The organism is Anaeromonas gelatinilytica, from assembly GCF_016820635.1.
GTDB lineage: Bacteria > Bacillota > Clostridia > Tissierellales > SIT17 > Anaeromonas > Anaeromonas gelatinilytica.
This window is the reverse complement of record NZ_WSFU01000018.1, coordinates 1-14,673: the sequence shown is the minus strand read 5'-3', so window position 1 is coordinate 14,673 and position 14,673 is coordinate 1. Positions and strand designations below refer to the sequence as shown.

Annotated in this window: 14 protein-coding genes; 10 read left to right on the top strand and 4 right to left on the bottom strand. The window is 32.1% G+C overall.

Annotation, left to right across the window (positions count from 1 at the left end; genetic code table 11):
- Positions 1-33 precede the first annotated feature (33 nt).
- The 3 genes from istB to GOQ29_RS01780 form a co-directional block, all read right to left on the bottom strand.
- The gene (istB, locus tag GOQ29_RS01790) at positions 34-786 is read right to left on the bottom strand and encodes an IS21-like element helper ATPase IstB (RefSeq protein WP_203370838.1); all 753 of its coding nucleotides are present in this window, start codon (positions 784-786) and stop codon (positions 34-36) included.
- Positions 779-2,074, bottom strand: coding sequence for an IS21 family transposase (istA, locus tag GOQ29_RS01785; RefSeq protein ID WP_203370836.1), 1,296 nt, complete (start codon positions 2,072-2,074; stop codon positions 779-781). Before istA ends, istB begins: the two co-directional genes overlap by 8 nt.
- 159 nt (positions 2,075-2,233) lie before the next feature.
- Positions 2,234-3,244, bottom strand: coding sequence for a helix-turn-helix domain-containing protein (locus GOQ29_RS01780; protein ID WP_203370834.1), 1,011 nt, complete (start codon positions 3,242-3,244; stop codon positions 2,234-2,236).
- Between the two features lie 249 nt (positions 3,245-3,493).
- Between GOQ29_RS01780 and GOQ29_RS01775 the strand changes: the two genes are divergently transcribed.
- The 10 genes from GOQ29_RS01775 to GOQ29_RS01730 all read left to right on the top strand — a co-directional run bounded on the left by GOQ29_RS01775 (position 3,494) and on the right by GOQ29_RS01730 (position 14,203).
- Complete coding sequence (locus GOQ29_RS01775; RefSeq protein ID WP_252187482.1) at positions 3,494-5,203, top strand: ABC transporter ATP-binding protein; 1,710 nt, start codon at positions 3,494-3,496, stop codon at positions 5,201-5,203.
- A gap of 1 nt (position 5,204) precedes the next feature.
- On the top strand, positions 5,205-6,962 hold the full coding sequence (locus GOQ29_RS01770) for an ABC transporter ATP-binding protein (protein ID WP_203370830.1): 1,758 nt from the start codon (positions 5,205-5,207) through the stop codon (positions 6,960-6,962).
- 19 nt (positions 6,963-6,981) lie between these two features.
- Positions 6,982-7,566, top strand: coding sequence for an MptD family putative ECF transporter S component (locus tag GOQ29_RS01765; protein ID WP_203370828.1), 585 nt, complete (start codon positions 6,982-6,984; stop codon positions 7,564-7,566).
- Positions 7,563-8,303 carry an energy-coupling factor transporter transmembrane component T gene (locus GOQ29_RS01760; RefSeq protein ID WP_207750630.1) on the top strand — a complete coding sequence of 247 codons (741 nt, stop codon included), beginning with the start codon at positions 7,563-7,565 and terminating at the stop codon, positions 8,301-8,303. Before GOQ29_RS01765 ends, GOQ29_RS01760 begins: the two co-directional genes overlap by 4 nt.
- A gap of 13 nt (positions 8,304-8,316) precedes the next feature.
- Positions 8,317-9,807 (top strand): ABC transporter ATP-binding protein, encoded by a 1,491-nt coding sequence (locus GOQ29_RS01755; protein ID WP_203370827.1) that lies wholly within the window; start codon positions 8,317-8,319, stop codon positions 9,805-9,807.
- Positions 9,808-9,875: 68 nt separating this feature from the next.
- Positions 9,876-10,250, top strand: a complete 375-nt coding sequence (locus tag GOQ29_RS01750) for a metal-dependent transcriptional regulator (protein WP_203370825.1) — start codon at positions 9,876-9,878, stop codon at positions 10,248-10,250.
- Between the two features lie 757 nt (positions 10,251-11,007).
- Positions 11,008-11,601, top strand: coding sequence for a dienelactone hydrolase family protein (locus tag GOQ29_RS01745; RefSeq protein ID WP_203370823.1), 594 nt, complete (start codon positions 11,008-11,010; stop codon positions 11,599-11,601).
- A gap of 143 nt (positions 11,602-11,744) precedes the next feature.
- Entirely contained in the window at positions 11,745-12,449 is a 705-nt protein-coding gene (locus GOQ29_RS14930) for a recombinase zinc ribbon domain-containing protein (RefSeq protein WP_203370821.1), read from the top strand.
- A gap of 58 nt (positions 12,450-12,507) precedes the next feature.
- Positions 12,508-12,879 (top strand): ArsR/SmtB family transcription factor, encoded by a 372-nt coding sequence (locus GOQ29_RS01735; RefSeq protein ID WP_203370819.1) that lies wholly within the window; start codon positions 12,508-12,510, stop codon positions 12,877-12,879.
- Positions 12,869-14,203, top strand: a complete 1,335-nt coding sequence (locus tag GOQ29_RS01730) for an MATE family efflux transporter (RefSeq protein WP_203370817.1) — start codon at positions 12,869-12,871, stop codon at positions 14,201-14,203. The genes GOQ29_RS01735 and GOQ29_RS01730 overlap by 11 nt, the downstream gene beginning before the upstream one ends.
- 286 nt (positions 14,204-14,489) lie before the next feature.
- On the opposite strand, the gene GOQ29_RS14470 is transcribed toward GOQ29_RS01730, so the two are convergent.
- On the bottom strand, positions 14,490-14,673 hold a 184-nt coding region (locus tag GOQ29_RS14470), incomplete at its 5' end, for a hypothetical protein (protein WP_207750629.1).

The window sequence follows — 14,673 nt, the reverse complement described above, 5'->3', positions numbered from 1 at the left end:
TGTAAACTTTTGCTCATTTAAGAATGTAGGTTTTTATTCATTCTCTTGATCAAAATGATCTTTCAATCTATATGATTTTCCACTAATAGATATAATATGAGCATGATGTAAAATTCTATCTAAAATTGCATTAGCTATTACTGCATCATAAAAAACTTCATCCCAGTTATTAAAATTTATATTTGTTGTAAGAATAGTGCTTTTTTTCTCATATCTCATATCTATGAGTTGGAAAAATAACTTTGAATCATCTTTATTGATAGGTAAATAACCTAATTCATCAATAATTAATAGCTTGTATTTTGTAAAATGTTTTAATCTAGCATCAAGCCTATTCTCTAGCTTCGCTTTTTTTAGTTGCTGAAGTAAATCATGACATTTTATAAAATAAGTACTATATCTTTTTTTAGCAGCAGCTATACCTATTGAGGTAGCCAAGTGGGTTTTCCCAACCCCACTTGAGCCTAAAAACACTATATTTTCTTTTAACTCTAAGAATCTTAAAGTAGTGAAATCTAATATTTGTTTTTTATTAATACTTGGTTGAAATTCAAAGTCAAAATCTTTTACTTCTTTTCTATGAGGAAAAGCTCCTACCTTTACCATAGAACGTATCATATTTGCTTCTTTAAAATCTATTTCATGTGAGGTAAGTTTAGTAAGCCCTTCTACAAAAGAAATATTATTTCTATTAATGAAATTTATTACATCATCTAAATGTGTGACCATTTGATTTAACTTTAAATATCCTAAATTATTTATTAATTGAGTATATGAACTATTCATTTTTATATATCGCTCCTATCATTTCTAAATTATTTTTAGCAATTTCTTCTACTTTTTCAGCTGAATGCTTTAAGGTTAAAGAACTAATAGCTACATAATGTTCATGATGATAATTAAGCTTTTGATTTTTAATTTCATGAATAGTTATCAAATCTGTGTTATAATGAATATATAATTGATTATCATATGTTTGTAGCTTTAATCTTTTACCAATATACTCTGGTGGTACAGAATATTGATTTGATTTATAGTTAATCATACTTTGAGGATTAACAGTTACAGATGTTGCTTTTATTGTATAAAGGTTTCTTATTTTTACTGTGGGAAGTTCAGATAAGAAATCTTTTTCTTTTTTTAAGTGCAATACAGGAATTTTACCAGTTGCCGAATGGCATGTACTATTTATTCTATTATTTAATTTAGCTATAAGCTGATTTAATTCACTATAATTCAACATTCCATTGTAGGCAAGTATTTCATCTAATAGTTTCATTGGAGCCTCTACCTTAGCTTTGGTATTAGGCCTACCGGCTATACAAGGACAAACTTTAAAATTGTAGTCATCAGCAAATTGCTTAAATTTATTATTTATTTTGCCTTTAGAATAGTTAGTTCTAGGTTCATCCATAACAGTTTTCATATTATCTGTTAATAATTCTTTTGGTACACCTCCAAATATTTCAAAGCCTCCATTTAAGAATGAAAAAAGTATATCCTGAGTTTTACTAAGAGATAGTCTGTAAATTCTAAATCTAGAATAAGACAGTATTATAACAAATATATTAATTTTAATAATTTGACCATCTTTTAAAACAAATTCCATATTTTCTTTCCAGTCTATTTGTGCTTGTTGACCTATTTTAGTTTCATATCTCATAGGAGCAATGCTTGAATCATAGTTTTTTCTTCTTTTTTTAAAATAATTATTAAACTCTTCATGCTTTGAAATATATCTCCTAAATGATGATTCTGCACAATTTAGATTATAGTTATCCTTTAAAAATTGCCAGAGTACCCTTTTGTAATAAAATATTTGTATAGATTCCTTACTTAAAAGTTCTTTAATTATTTCATAAAAATCATCAATTTTAGATTTTCTATTTCTCTTAGTAGGCTTTGTATATCCATTAATAAATTTACTAACAGTACGGGCATCAACTCCTAACTCTCTTGCTATTTGAGTTTTATTTACTTTCAAATTACTTCCCTCCACAAAGGGTTTTAGTTTTTTAAGATCATCTAATGTATTAATAGTTAAATTTGTATAAACATCATTTTTTATAATCATAATTACCTCCTATATTTACAGAGATAATTATATATTATTTTTACAGTTACTACATTCTTAAATGATCACTTTCGTACATTCTTATTGTATCATTTATATAATTATTAGCAATTTAAGAAAACCACAGCATTATTCAGAGAAAGTTTTCAGAGGTCTGCGTCACATATGTTTGACTTCTCTAGAGTAGCTATCTCTCTTGATATTGATGGTTGTTGAATGATATAGTAATCTTCTGTATTCCGTTGGAGACATCCCTGTATCCATTTTAAACCTTTCAGCAAAACTACCTTGATTTTTATACCCTACCATAGCAGAAACAGATTGAATAGGCAAGGAGGTATTAATTAAGATATCCTTTGCTTGTTCAATTCTGATTGTACGCAGGTATTCCATAATAGAAACCCCATATTTTAGCTTGAAAATATAAGATAGTTTATTTCTTCCCATAAAAGCTATATTTGCTAAATCATTTATAGAAATTTTCTTTTCATAATGCTTTGTTATGTAGGCGATGACTTCATTAAGACTGTCTAAATCTGAGCTGCTAATTTCATTAGGGGCATATTTTTTATTTTCAGCCTGCCATTGAATCAGCATAGATAATAACTCCATTACTTTTCCTTCATAATACATAGCGGCACATTTTTGTGAAGGTTCAGCAGAAAAAATTTGCTTTAAAATAAACTCCACATCTTTAATAAGGCAACTATGTTGCAGATCAAAACAGCTTCGTACCAAAAAAGAATAATCAAAGTGAAAGTTTCTTGATAAAGACTTTAGAAAGTCAGGAGAAAAGGTCAATCCAAAACTGTTTGCATGGGTACCTTTTGTAAATGTTTCACAGAAGGTTCCTTCAGGTCTGGTATAGCTAATAATTTGACCAGTTGGTTTGGTACTTTCTAAGACATACTGTGCTGTTGACTCATTGAGTAAGCCTATTGTAAAAAATTCCGGATGATCGTATTTTGGTCTAATTCTTTCTTTGATTTCAAAATCATAAACTGAAAGTGAAAACTTATTATCAAATGAGTATATCCAACAGAACCCCTTACCAATTTCTGTATCACAGTAAAAAGTATTGCCACTATTCTTATATAAATTATCTTCTGATTTCTGCATACCAAGTTGTGACGTGTAGGGCAAAAAAAGCTCTTCTAACATGTTCTTCATGCCTTAAATTCCTCCCTTCTTTCGGAGATTATCCTCGTTTTTTCGGTGTAGGTCCTCAATTATTGCTAAGCAATTGAGGATCTTTATCAAGTATGCTATTCTTAATGTTATATTAGGTTAGACATGACTAACTCATATTATTCTATCATACTATCATACCAAAATAAAGATTAAAATGGGGGAATGAATTTGAAAAAGAAAAATCTAATAGTACGGCTCATGGACTATGCTGGAAATTTTAAAATTTCAATGATCCTATCTTGGATATTTACAGCTATTAGTGGGGTAATTACTATTGGTACTTATATTTATATTTATAAAGTAGCCAATAGCATTTTACTTTGTGGGCAGGAGGTACAAGCACATGAATTAACACATTACGGATGGCAGGCTCTTAAGATTACTTCTATGGCCTTTGGAACCTATGGTTTAGGTCTTATGTTATCTCATTTAACAGCATTCAATATGATGTCAAAAGTTCGAATTCAATTAATTCGTCATTTGGAGAAGCTACCACTTGGATACTTTTCAGAAAATGCCAGTGGAGAAATACGTAAGACTATCGAAAAAAGCGTAGAGAATATAGAGAATTTTGTTGCTCATCAAATGCCTGATGCAACTCAGTCAATGATTATGCCCATTGCATTTCTCATTAGTATGTTTTATTTTGACTGGCGTATGTCTTTAATATGTTTAATACCAATCATGATTGGATTTATTTCACTATATATGATGTTAAAGGGAGAAAGCAGAGGTTTTATTGATAATTATCAGACTGCATTAAGTGACATGGGGTCTGCAGGTGTTGAATATGTAAGAGGAATTAGTGTTGTAAAGGTATTTGGGCAGACAGTTCACTCTTTTAAACAGTTTCATAAATCCATTATGAATTATAAAAGATTTTCTGTGGATTATGTAATGTCTATGAAGGAACCTATGAGTATTTACATTACTGCAGTAAACGGCCTATTTTTTGTTTTGGTTCCTATTGGAATCATCTTATACAATATCTCTGCTAATGCGGAGAAGGTGCTCCATAGTTTAATTTTCTTTATTGTATTTACTCCGCTGGTATCAGTCTTACTTATGCGTATTATGAACAGTTCTTCAAATATGATGATGACAACTCAGGCCCTAGATTCTATTGAAAAGATTTTAGAGTTTCCAGAGCAAAATTTTCATTCTGCATCAGAAACAGTAGAAAACTTTCAGATAGAGTTTTGTAATATTTCTTTTCGTTATAAAGAAGGAACTGAAAAAGCATTGAACGGTTTATCGTTTACGGCAAAGGCAAAGGCGGTTACTGCCCTCGTAGGTCCTTCTGGGAGTGGAAAATCCACAGTTGTAAATCTAATTGCTAGATTTTGGGACGACTATGAAGGACAAATTTTCATTGGTGGAAAAGAACTCAAAACTTTGGATTATCCATCATGGATGAAACAGTTTAGTTTTGTGTTTCAGGAGACAAGTCTTTTAAAAATGAGTATAGCTGATAATGTTGCTTTCTGTAAAAGAGATGCAACAGAAAAAGAGATTTTAGAAGCTCTCCATGAGGCACAATGTGACGACATACTAGAAAAGTTGCCTCAAGGGATTCATACTGTCATAGGAACAGATGGTATTTATCTTTCAGGAGGAGAACAGCAAAGAATTGCTTTGGCAAGGGCAATTTTACAAGATGCTCCTGTAATTCTTTTAGATGAGGCAACATCCTTTGCTGATCCTGAAAATGAATATTTGATTTTAAAAGCCTTAGAAGCTTTAGTTGAGGGTAAAACTGTTATCATGATTGCCCACCGTCTTTCTACTGTTACAAAGGCAGACAATATTATTGTTTTAAAAGATGGGAAATTAGAAGAACAAGGAAATCATCAGGAACTTTTGGATCAAAATGGAATGTATGCTCATATGTACAAGGAATATAATGCAAGCACTGCTTGGAGAATTGGAGGAAAGTAGAATGTTAAAAAAGCTGAAAGAGATTTTTTCCTTAACGGATAGAGGAATTAAAAATGTTAAACTAAGTATTTTTACTGCTACTTTACATAATTTGAGTGTTTTATTTCCAACGATTCTTCTTTTTCTTGTGGCATCAGGACTTCTATCCCATTATTGGGGTGAAAGACCTAACACACCAAACCTATTTTTTTGTTGGAGTATTGCTTTGATTTTATTAGTATTAATTTACTCTATTTATAGACTTAACTATGAAAAGACCTATCGTACTGCTTATGAAGAAAGTGCAAACACGAGAATTTCATTAGCCGAAAAACTTCGAAAACTACCACTTTCTTATTTTGGAGAAAAGGATTTAAGCGATTTAACCAGTACCTTGATGAATGATACAGCTACTTTAGAGCATACATTAGCTAATGATATTCCTTCTCTTTTTGGAGGTATTATATCTAGTCTATTTGTAGTCATAATTTTATTCTTCTTTAACTGGAAGCTTACCATTTCTATGTTTATCTGTTTACCAGTTGCATTTATAATATTGGCAGCCAGCTATAAAGTTAGTAATTCTGTTAACTGGAAAAATAGAAACGCAAAATTATCAGTGAGTGATGGGTTACAAGAGTTTTTAGATAATATGAAGCTAATGTATGCATCACCTAAAGCTAGTGAATATCGTAATTCTCTGGAAGGAAAAGTACGTAAGGTTGTTCGTACATCATTGCTATATGAAGTTGTTATGGGTATTTTTATTTCCCTTGCTTATAATGTTCTTCGTATAGGAATGGCCTTAGTTATTATTACTGGGGCTGCACTATTGACAAAGCAAGAGGTTTCAATTTATACTTTCTTACTATTTTTATTTATTGCATCTCAAATATATGATCCTCTTACTAATATAATTTTCCGTACGGGTGAATTTTTCTACTCTTTGGTAAGTGCTTCCAGGATTCGAGATATTGAAAATTATTGCCCTCAGACTGGAAGAACAGATGTAAATATAAATCAGTATGATATTGTATTTGATAGTGTTTCATTTGCCTACTATGAAGGACAAGACGTAATAAAGAATGTAAGCTTTATAGCAAAACAAGGTGAAATTACTGCTTTGGTAGGACCTTCTGGATGCGGTAAGAGTACACTAAGTAAATTGGCCTGCCGTTTTTGGGATGTACCTGAAGGTAGAGTTATAATCGATGGTAAAAATATCAATGAAATTGATCCAGAAACATTGCTTAATTATTTCTCTATTGTATTTCAGGATGTAGTATTGTTCAATGATACTATTTATAACAATATAAAAATAGGTAAAAAAGATGCCACTGAAGAAGAAATTTATTGTGCCGCAGGTCTTGCACAATGTGAAGATTTTATACAAAAGCTGCCTGAGGGCTATGAAACTATCATTGGTGAAAATGGAAAAACACTTTCTGGTGGCGAACGACAAAGGATTTCTATTGCTCGTGCTTTCTTAAAAGATGCACCCATTATTCTGCTAGATGAAGCTACTGCCAGCTTAGATCCTGAAAATGAAACCTTAATTCAAGAAGCTATTGGAAGATTGGTAAAAAATAAAACAGTTCTAATTATTGCTCATAGGCTTCGTTCTGTAGAGAGTTGTGATCAGATTATTGTTTTAAATAAAGGTCAGATTCAAGAACATGGTACCCATGAGGAATTAATAAAAGTTAATGGTCTATATCATCATCTTTTTGAATTACAAAGAGAAAGTGCAGGTTGGAGCCTGAACACAGAAAGAATTTAATATAAGAGGAGGAGATAACATGAATTCAAGTAAATCGCAGGCTAAAGATTTAGTCAATATAGGTATTTATTCTTCAATCTATTTAGTAATTACTATGTTACTGTCATTTTTAAGCTTAATACCAGTTTTTCATCCATTATTGGCAATTTTATGCCCTATTGTCGGGGGCGTACCTTTTATGCTGTTTCTCACAAAAACAAGAAAGTTCGGCATGATTACTATAATGGGGATTATAATGGGTATAGTTATGCTTCTAACTGGAATGGGTTATTTTTGCTTATTTACTGGACTTGTTTTCGGATTGTTGGCGGATATCGTTGCAAAGTCAGGGAATTATGTCAGTGCAAAGAAAAGTATCCTTACATCAGGTGTATTCAGTATTTGGTATGTAGGAAATTATCTTGCTGCTTTCATTATTCGTCAGAGTCATTATGATCATATTATCAAAAGCTTTGGGCAAGAATATGCTGATGCATATATGTCTTTTTATCCTAATTGGATGCTGCCTGTGTTGTTTGCAGTATGTTTTATTAGCGGAATTATTGGAGGTTTCTTAGGAAAAGCTCTACTTAAAAAACATTTCAAAAAAGCTGGGATAGCATGATAGAATGGCAGGTTTTAAGCAGTGCAAGCAAAAATCTAAGGGTGAATCTTGATCCTAGAACAAAGCTTTTTCTCTTAATTACTATATGTATTTTAGTAATTGGAGGACAAATTAATGGAATAATGCTAATAATAAGACCAGCCCTGGCTGCTATATCTCTTATTCTGTTATTTACTGCTGGAAAACGGAAAATATCTAATATTTGTATAGGAGTATATGTATTTTTCTTTATATGTGAAAATTTTATACTTCCTGTTATGACAGGGACATTGGGCTTTATTCTGCTGTTTTTCAGCGGATTTATTACGAGACTGCTTCCTGGAATGGTAATGGGCTATTATACCGTTGAAACAACAAGTGTCAGTGAGTTTATAGCTGCAATGAAGAAAATTCATTTAACAAAAAAGATAGTGATTCCATTGGCTGTTATGTTTAGATTCTTTCCAACAGTCATTGAAGAATACCACGCTATTGGAGATGCCATGCGTATGAGAGGGATTAGATTTGGAGGTAAAAACATATTTAAAATCCTGGAATATAGGTTTATTCCTATGATGATTTGTTCAATAAAAATTGGAGAAGAACTTTCTGCGGCGGCATTAACACGTGGATTGGGTGCCCCAGTACATCGAACTAATATATGCAGAATAGGTTTTCATTTTATCGATATATTTTTAATATTTTTATGTATAGCACTGTTTATTCTCAGTATATTGAGTAAAATAGGCGTCTTTTAAGGAGGGAACTGTTATGATAAAATTGCAGGGTATCTGGTTTTCTTATGGGAATGAAAATACAGGAGATGAACTGCGTAATATAAATCTTACAATTCCAGAAGGACAAGTAGTCCTGATCTGTGGTGAATCTGGCTGTGGCAAAACAACCTTAACTAGGTTAATAAATGGACTTATACCTAATTATTATGAAGGTAAGCTACAAGGATCTGTTCTCATTGAAGATACAAATATATCAGAAAAACCCTTATATGATATTGCTCCGTTAGTAGGGTCTGTATTTCAAAATCCCCGCAGCCAATTTTTTTCAATGGATACTACATCAGAACTTGCCTTTGGTTGTGAAAATATAGGTCTTTCAGAGGACTTGATTACAGAGCGAATGGAAAGGGTGGTCTCGGATTTTCAAATTTCCTACCTCATGGGACGTAGCATTTTTGCATTGTCAGGAGGAGAAAAACAAAAAATAGCCTGTGCTTCCTCTGCTATGATGGAACCTAAAATCTTTGTTCTAGACGAACCATCATCTAATTTAGACATAAAATCTATTGGAGACTTAGCAAAGGTAATTGCTTTATGGAAGGAACAGAAAAAAACAATTATTATTACAGAACACCGTTTAAGTTATTTAATGGCATTAGCAGATAGAGTTATTTATATGAAGAATGGAGAAATTGCTGAAGACTTAAGAATTGAAGAATTTAAAAATATACCTCAAAAAGAGATTTATAATATGGGACTTCGTTCTATTGCACCAATTACTTTTCAGCATCACAATGATAAGATATTGGAAAAAGAAATGCTAGAGCTATCTAATTTTCATTTTTCTTATGAAAAAATACCTACACTAGAAATTAATCATCTGAAAATACCAAAAAGGAGTATTGTAGGAATAATAGGAAATAATGGAGCTGGAAAAACAACCTTTGCTCGTTGTCTCTGTGGATTAGAAAAGAAATCAGCAGGAGAGCTTCAGATTGGTAGAAAAATATTTTCAGGAAAGCAGCGATTGAATCAATGCTACATGGTAATGCAAAATCCAAGTCATCAGCTTTTTACAGAGGAAGTTATGGATGAAGTTCTTCTGAGTATGGAGGATGATACAGAAGAAAATAGAGAACTAGTCAATAAAGTTTTGCATGACCTTAACTTGCAGGGTCTTAAAAACCGCCATCCAATGTCGTTTTCTGGTGGTCAGCAGCAACGTGTAGCCATTGCAAGTGCCATAGTGTCTGGGAGGAGTATGATGGTTTTTGATGAACCTACCAGTGGATTAGATTTTCGTCATATGAAAGAAGTTGCAAGAAATTTACAAAAATTGGGAGCGATGGGAAATACTCTATTTATTATTACACATGATCCAGAATTGATTGCAGAATGCTGTAACTATTTTATTTTTATGGAACAAGGCAAGGTATTATGGAGTGGAGGCTGGAGCGACTTAAATATGCAACGTATCATAAATTTTTTTGAGGCTACACAATATATGGAACTAATCCACCGATGAAAGTATGTAGTATTTTTTATGAATATTTGATATGATTATTGTATCGAAGTAGTATGGAGGTATAATGTATGTACGAATCAGGGGAAATGTATTTAGAAACCATTTTAGTTTTAAGGAAGCGTAATGGTCAAGTTAGATCTATAGATATAGCAAGGGAATTAAATTTTAGCAAACCTAGTGTAAGTCGTGCAGTAGGTATACTTAAAGACGATGGATATATATCGGTAGATTCAAATGGTTATATTGAATTAACAAAGAAAGGCATAAGAGTTGCTAAAGATATCTATGAAAAACATAAAGTTTTAACAGAGTTTTTTATTACTGTAGTTAAAGTATCTCCTGAAATAGCGGAAGAAGATGCATGTAGAATAGAACATGTAATCAGTGATGAAACTTTCCGAGGTTTAAAAAGGATTTTGGAAGATAATAGTGATAATTTATAGGTAAAATACCATTTCATTTTTATTAAAAAACTTGGAATTGAATCCGCATATATAAAGTAAAAACATAAAAATAGACTACTTAATAAGGAACTATTGGGTCCTATCGACAATCATCATTGTCATCTCAAGGCATGTGGAGACGTGCGTACTTCTTTCTCACAAAAATGCCGATACACATATCAACGTAAATGTGCAGTTTGGTGAGGGCGATGGAAAGATTCTTGTTGGAAAAATAGGTGAAAAAGCTCTTTTGAAAGAACAGCTTAAGCAGATTGGAATGCTACCTTTCTATTGCGTGGAGCAGCGGTTCTACTCCTGTAATTGTTTTAACGAAATCTGATTTATGTGATGATTTGTAAAAAAAAAACTACAAGAAGTAAAAGGTATAGCTGCTTTTAGTGATATTATTGTTATTTCCGCTCTTGATGATACGGTTGATGAAAAAATCTTTTCGTATCTGAAACCGGGATTAACGGCTTTGTTTATCGGATCATCAGAAGTTGGGAAATCTACTCTTATCAATAAGCTAATGTGAATAGATGTCCTAGTAACTGCGGAAATCAGTAAGAATGATAAGCGAAGACTTGATAATTATTTCAAAATAAAGCGTGAAGCAAAATACGATGGACTGAGTTCAAAGGAAATTGAAACCAGTAAATTTGAAATGATGTTCAAAGAAGTTGGTGGAATGTATTAATATGATTAAGTAGATATAATATTTTTTAGCATATCATTTATATTTTGCGAGGTTAGAGTATTGGATAAGAAATCAGAAAACAGTAAACAGGCAATTATTGTGCTTCATGAGATATATGGAGTTAACCAATTTGTAAAAGAGCAATGTCAAAAGTTCACGGAAGCGGGTTATGATATCTTTTGTCCAAATATGATTGATAGAGCTTCGTTTTCTTACGAACAATCCATAGAAGCATATGACTTTTTTATGAAGAATGTTGGGTTTGAAGTGTATAAAGAAATTAACAGTTTTGTCAATCAATTAAAAGATAAATATGACAATGTATTTATTATTGGTTTTAGTGTAGGAGCAACTATAGCGTGGAGATGTTGTGAAAATTCATTATGTAGTGGGATTGTAGCTTGCTATGGCTCGCGTATAAGAGATTATACCGATATAAATCCTATCTGTCCGACGCTTTTACTATTTGCGGAGGAAGATTCTTTTGATGTTCATGCGATGGTTTGCCAACTTCAAGATAAACAACATTTATCTATCCTTGAGTTTGATGCCGAGCATGGATTTTTAAATCCGTATTCTAAACATTACAATGACAAGCAGTCAAAACGTGCGAAAGAGTTTATTACCTGCTTCATAGACGAATGTACAAAATAAGTATTAAAACATATACCAATTATTTATATTCTGTAAATAGAATTTCATGAAGTATTTAAAATAGCATAATTAACTGAATATACTTATAAAACGTTGTTTGCTCTAAATGGAGTAGGCAACTTTTTTATATATAGAATTTAATAATGTACAAAGGAGTTAGTCTTAAACAGCTAGCTTCTTTTTTTGTACCCGAAATTGAAGTGAGGAACAAAAAGGTTCGTGAAAAACGAATAGAAACAGGGATAAAGCAGCCATCAAAAGTAGGCAAAGATCGTGTTCATTTATTATCAGGAATTTTAAAATGTCCTGACCGTGGCAGGCCGATGTATACCAATAAGCACGCATGGACAAATAAAGACGGTACATACAAAGAAGTATATTATTATGTATGCAGCCCTAAGCGAGCAGTTAGAGGTAGAAGTTGTACTTATAAAGCAATGCTTAAAAAAACAGAAATTGAGCCGCTTTTTATTGAGGCAATCAAAGAATTGGTCAGTAATAAAACTTTTGCTAAGGAAGTTAAATCAAGAATAGGTACTCAAATTGATACAACAACTGTTGATAGAGAGATTAAGAATTACGAAAGTAAGCTCCTGGAGGTTGACTTGAACAAAGCACGTTTGGAGGATTTGGGACACTTCCCAAAAAACATTTTTGCCGACAAGCCGCAGGGCGTGGACGGGCAAAAATACGGAAGTGGGTACACACATCATAGTATTAATAAAATTAGAGCATATATTAGTCTACAATTCATACGTGACCGATTGCGCTTTGCAGTCGGGCGGTTTTGTGTTCTTTTTTTAAATTTTTTATCCACTCAGTTTGACAAGTCGGGAAATTGCGAGTAAAATAATTAATTAATAAGTTAATTAAGTTATTACTTAATCAGAAAAGAGGATGAATCATATGAATGCAGTAAAAACACTTCATATTATTACAGAGCCGACGCGATTTAGATTGTTACAACTTTTGTTTGAACATCATTATTGTGTCAAGGCCCTTTCAAAAAAATTAGATATTAGTGAACCGGCTGTATCACAACATATGAGTGTTTTAAAAAAATATAATATTGTTCAAGGCGTAAAAATAGGCTATCAAGTACATTATCAAGTTAATAGAAAGTTAATTGACTCTCTTTTGAACGAACTATTACAACAGGTTTCCCAATATCCGCCCGAAATTGAAATGACAAAGGATTGGGATTGTACTTGTGAATTTATTTCAGAATGTATCAAAAGAGATTCTAAGATTTTGGAGAAACAAGGATATGAAAAATAACTATTTGGTGCAGAAAAAACCTTTAAGTGCGTTACTTATTTTTTCTTTACCTATCATCATAGGAAACCTGTTTCAACAGGCCTATACAATGGCAGATTCCGCCATTGTAGGCCGATTTGTTAGTGAACAGGCTTTAGCTGCCATTGGAGCTTCTTATTCTCTGACAAATATTTTTATTTGTATTGCAATTGGTGGAGGTATTGGTGCTTCTGTTATAGTGAGTCAATATTTCGGAGCAAAAGAATACAGCAAGATGGAAGTCACTATATTCACTTCTTTAATATCATTTCTAATAATCAGTATTTTATTGGGCGGAATAGGACTGTTTTTTAGCAAAAGAATTATGGTTCTTCTAAATACTCCTGCTGACTGTTTGGATATGGCTGTAGAATATCTAAATATTTATTTCCTTGGGCTGCCTTTCTTGTTTATGTATAATGTACTATCGGCCATGTTTAATGCTTTTGGAAAATCTAAAATTCCGCTGTATTTTTTGATTTTTTCATCAGTATTCAACATCATACTGGATTTGATATTGGTAACACAATTCAGTATGGGAATTGCTAGTGTAGCTTGGGCAACTTTGATTGCGCAAAGTATTTCCGCTGTTTTATTATTTTTAGTACTTATGAGAAATCTTAGAAAATTAAAATGTGGATGTACACTGTTTTTTGACAAGACAGAGTTATTATCTATAACTAAAATTGCTTTACCATCTATCTTGCAACAATCTACCGTTTCTATTGGTATGATGTTGGTGCAGTCAGTAGTAAACAGCTTTGGTTCGGAAGCATTGGCAGGCTTTTCTGCCGCAATGCGGATTGAATCTATTTGTGTTGTTCCTATGACGGGAATTGGAAATGCGGTATCATCTTATACGGCGCAGAATATCGGTGCTAATAAGCATAAACGAGTGATAGAAGGATACCATGCTGCAAATGAAATGGTATTTGTATGTGCGATAATCATCTGTCTGATATTGAAGAGCTTTTACCGTCAGATTATTTCTCTTTTTCTCGGAGTGGATGGAACTGCTATTGCTGCTTCGACAGGGCAAAATTATCTAACATTTATGGGATGGTTTTTTTGCCTTATTGGTTTAAAAATGGCTGTAGATGGTCTATTACGCGGAGCAGGGGATATGAAAATGTTTACGATTGCAAACTTAATAAATCTTTTTATTCGTGTCGCACTCGCAGTTATTCTTGCTCCCCGTTATGGAATTGCAATGGTCTGGTACGCGGTTCCTATCGGTTGGTTTGCAAACTGGATTATTTCATTTGCTCAATATCGGACAGGCAAATGGAAGCATATACATATCTAAGATAGAGTAATTTAGATAGAGTAAAATAAAGTGAACCAAAGTATATAATAAAAAGATAAAGCCATCGGTAACTCCAAACAAGGTAATTGTCCAGAAAACCCTGACCTATGGATAGTTTTATTACATAAAATGTATTTTATTTCATAATATATTATATATTCATTAAATATCCTATTACTTAGCTTTATTATCAAAATATTTTTGAATAAATTAATATACTTTTAAATATGTGGAAGTCTATGAGTAGAATTAAAATAAGGTATTTTGTCAATGTTAAAATAAAGTATTATCCTTTATATAGAGTAAAAACAGTAATGGTTGTATGATCAAAGATTATATAGATTTTTTTTGAATGATTTTTGTAATTTTTAAATAGTTTATAAGTGAAATATTCATAAGTATACTCGGGATTTATATTTTTATTAGTGAGAAATCTTTGCATCCTTTTAATTTTACTTTCTTCTTTAGCA

Coding starts and splice junctions, on each gene's coding strand:
- istB (WP_203370838.1), bottom strand. CDS start 786: ATGAATAGTTCATATACTCAATTAATAAATAATTTAGGATATTTAAAG.
- istA (WP_203370836.1), bottom strand. CDS start 2,074: ATGATTATAAAAAATGATGTTTATACAAATTTAACTATTAATACATTA.
- GOQ29_RS01755 (WP_203370827.1), top strand. CDS start 8,317: ATGATAAAATTGCAGGGTATCTGGTTTTCTTATGGGAATGAAAATACA.
- GOQ29_RS01730 (WP_203370817.1), top strand. CDS start 12,869: ATGAAAAATAACTATTTGGTGCAGAAAAAACCTTTAAGTGCGTTACTT.
- GOQ29_RS01760 (WP_207750630.1), top strand. CDS start 7,563: ATGATAGAATGGCAGGTTTTAAGCAGTGCAAGCAAAAATCTAAGGGTG.
- GOQ29_RS14930 (WP_203370821.1), top strand. CDS start 11,745: ATGTACAAAGGAGTTAGTCTTAAACAGCTAGCTTCTTTTTTTGTACCC.
- GOQ29_RS01750 (WP_203370825.1), top strand. CDS start 9,876: ATGTACGAATCAGGGGAAATGTATTTAGAAACCATTTTAGTTTTAAGG.
- GOQ29_RS01775 (WP_252187482.1), top strand. CDS start 3,494: ATGATCCTATCTTGGATATTTACAGCTATTAGTGGGGTAATTACTATT.
- GOQ29_RS01770 (WP_203370830.1), top strand. CDS start 5,205: ATGTTAAAAAAGCTGAAAGAGATTTTTTCCTTAACGGATAGAGGAATT.
- GOQ29_RS01735 (WP_203370819.1), top strand. CDS start 12,508: ATGAATGCAGTAAAAACACTTCATATTATTACAGAGCCGACGCGATTT.
- GOQ29_RS01765 (WP_203370828.1), top strand. CDS start 6,982: ATGAATTCAAGTAAATCGCAGGCTAAAGATTTAGTCAATATAGGTATT.
- GOQ29_RS01780 (WP_203370834.1), bottom strand. CDS start 3,244: ATGAAGAACATGTTAGAAGAGCTTTTTTTGCCCTACACGTCACAACTT.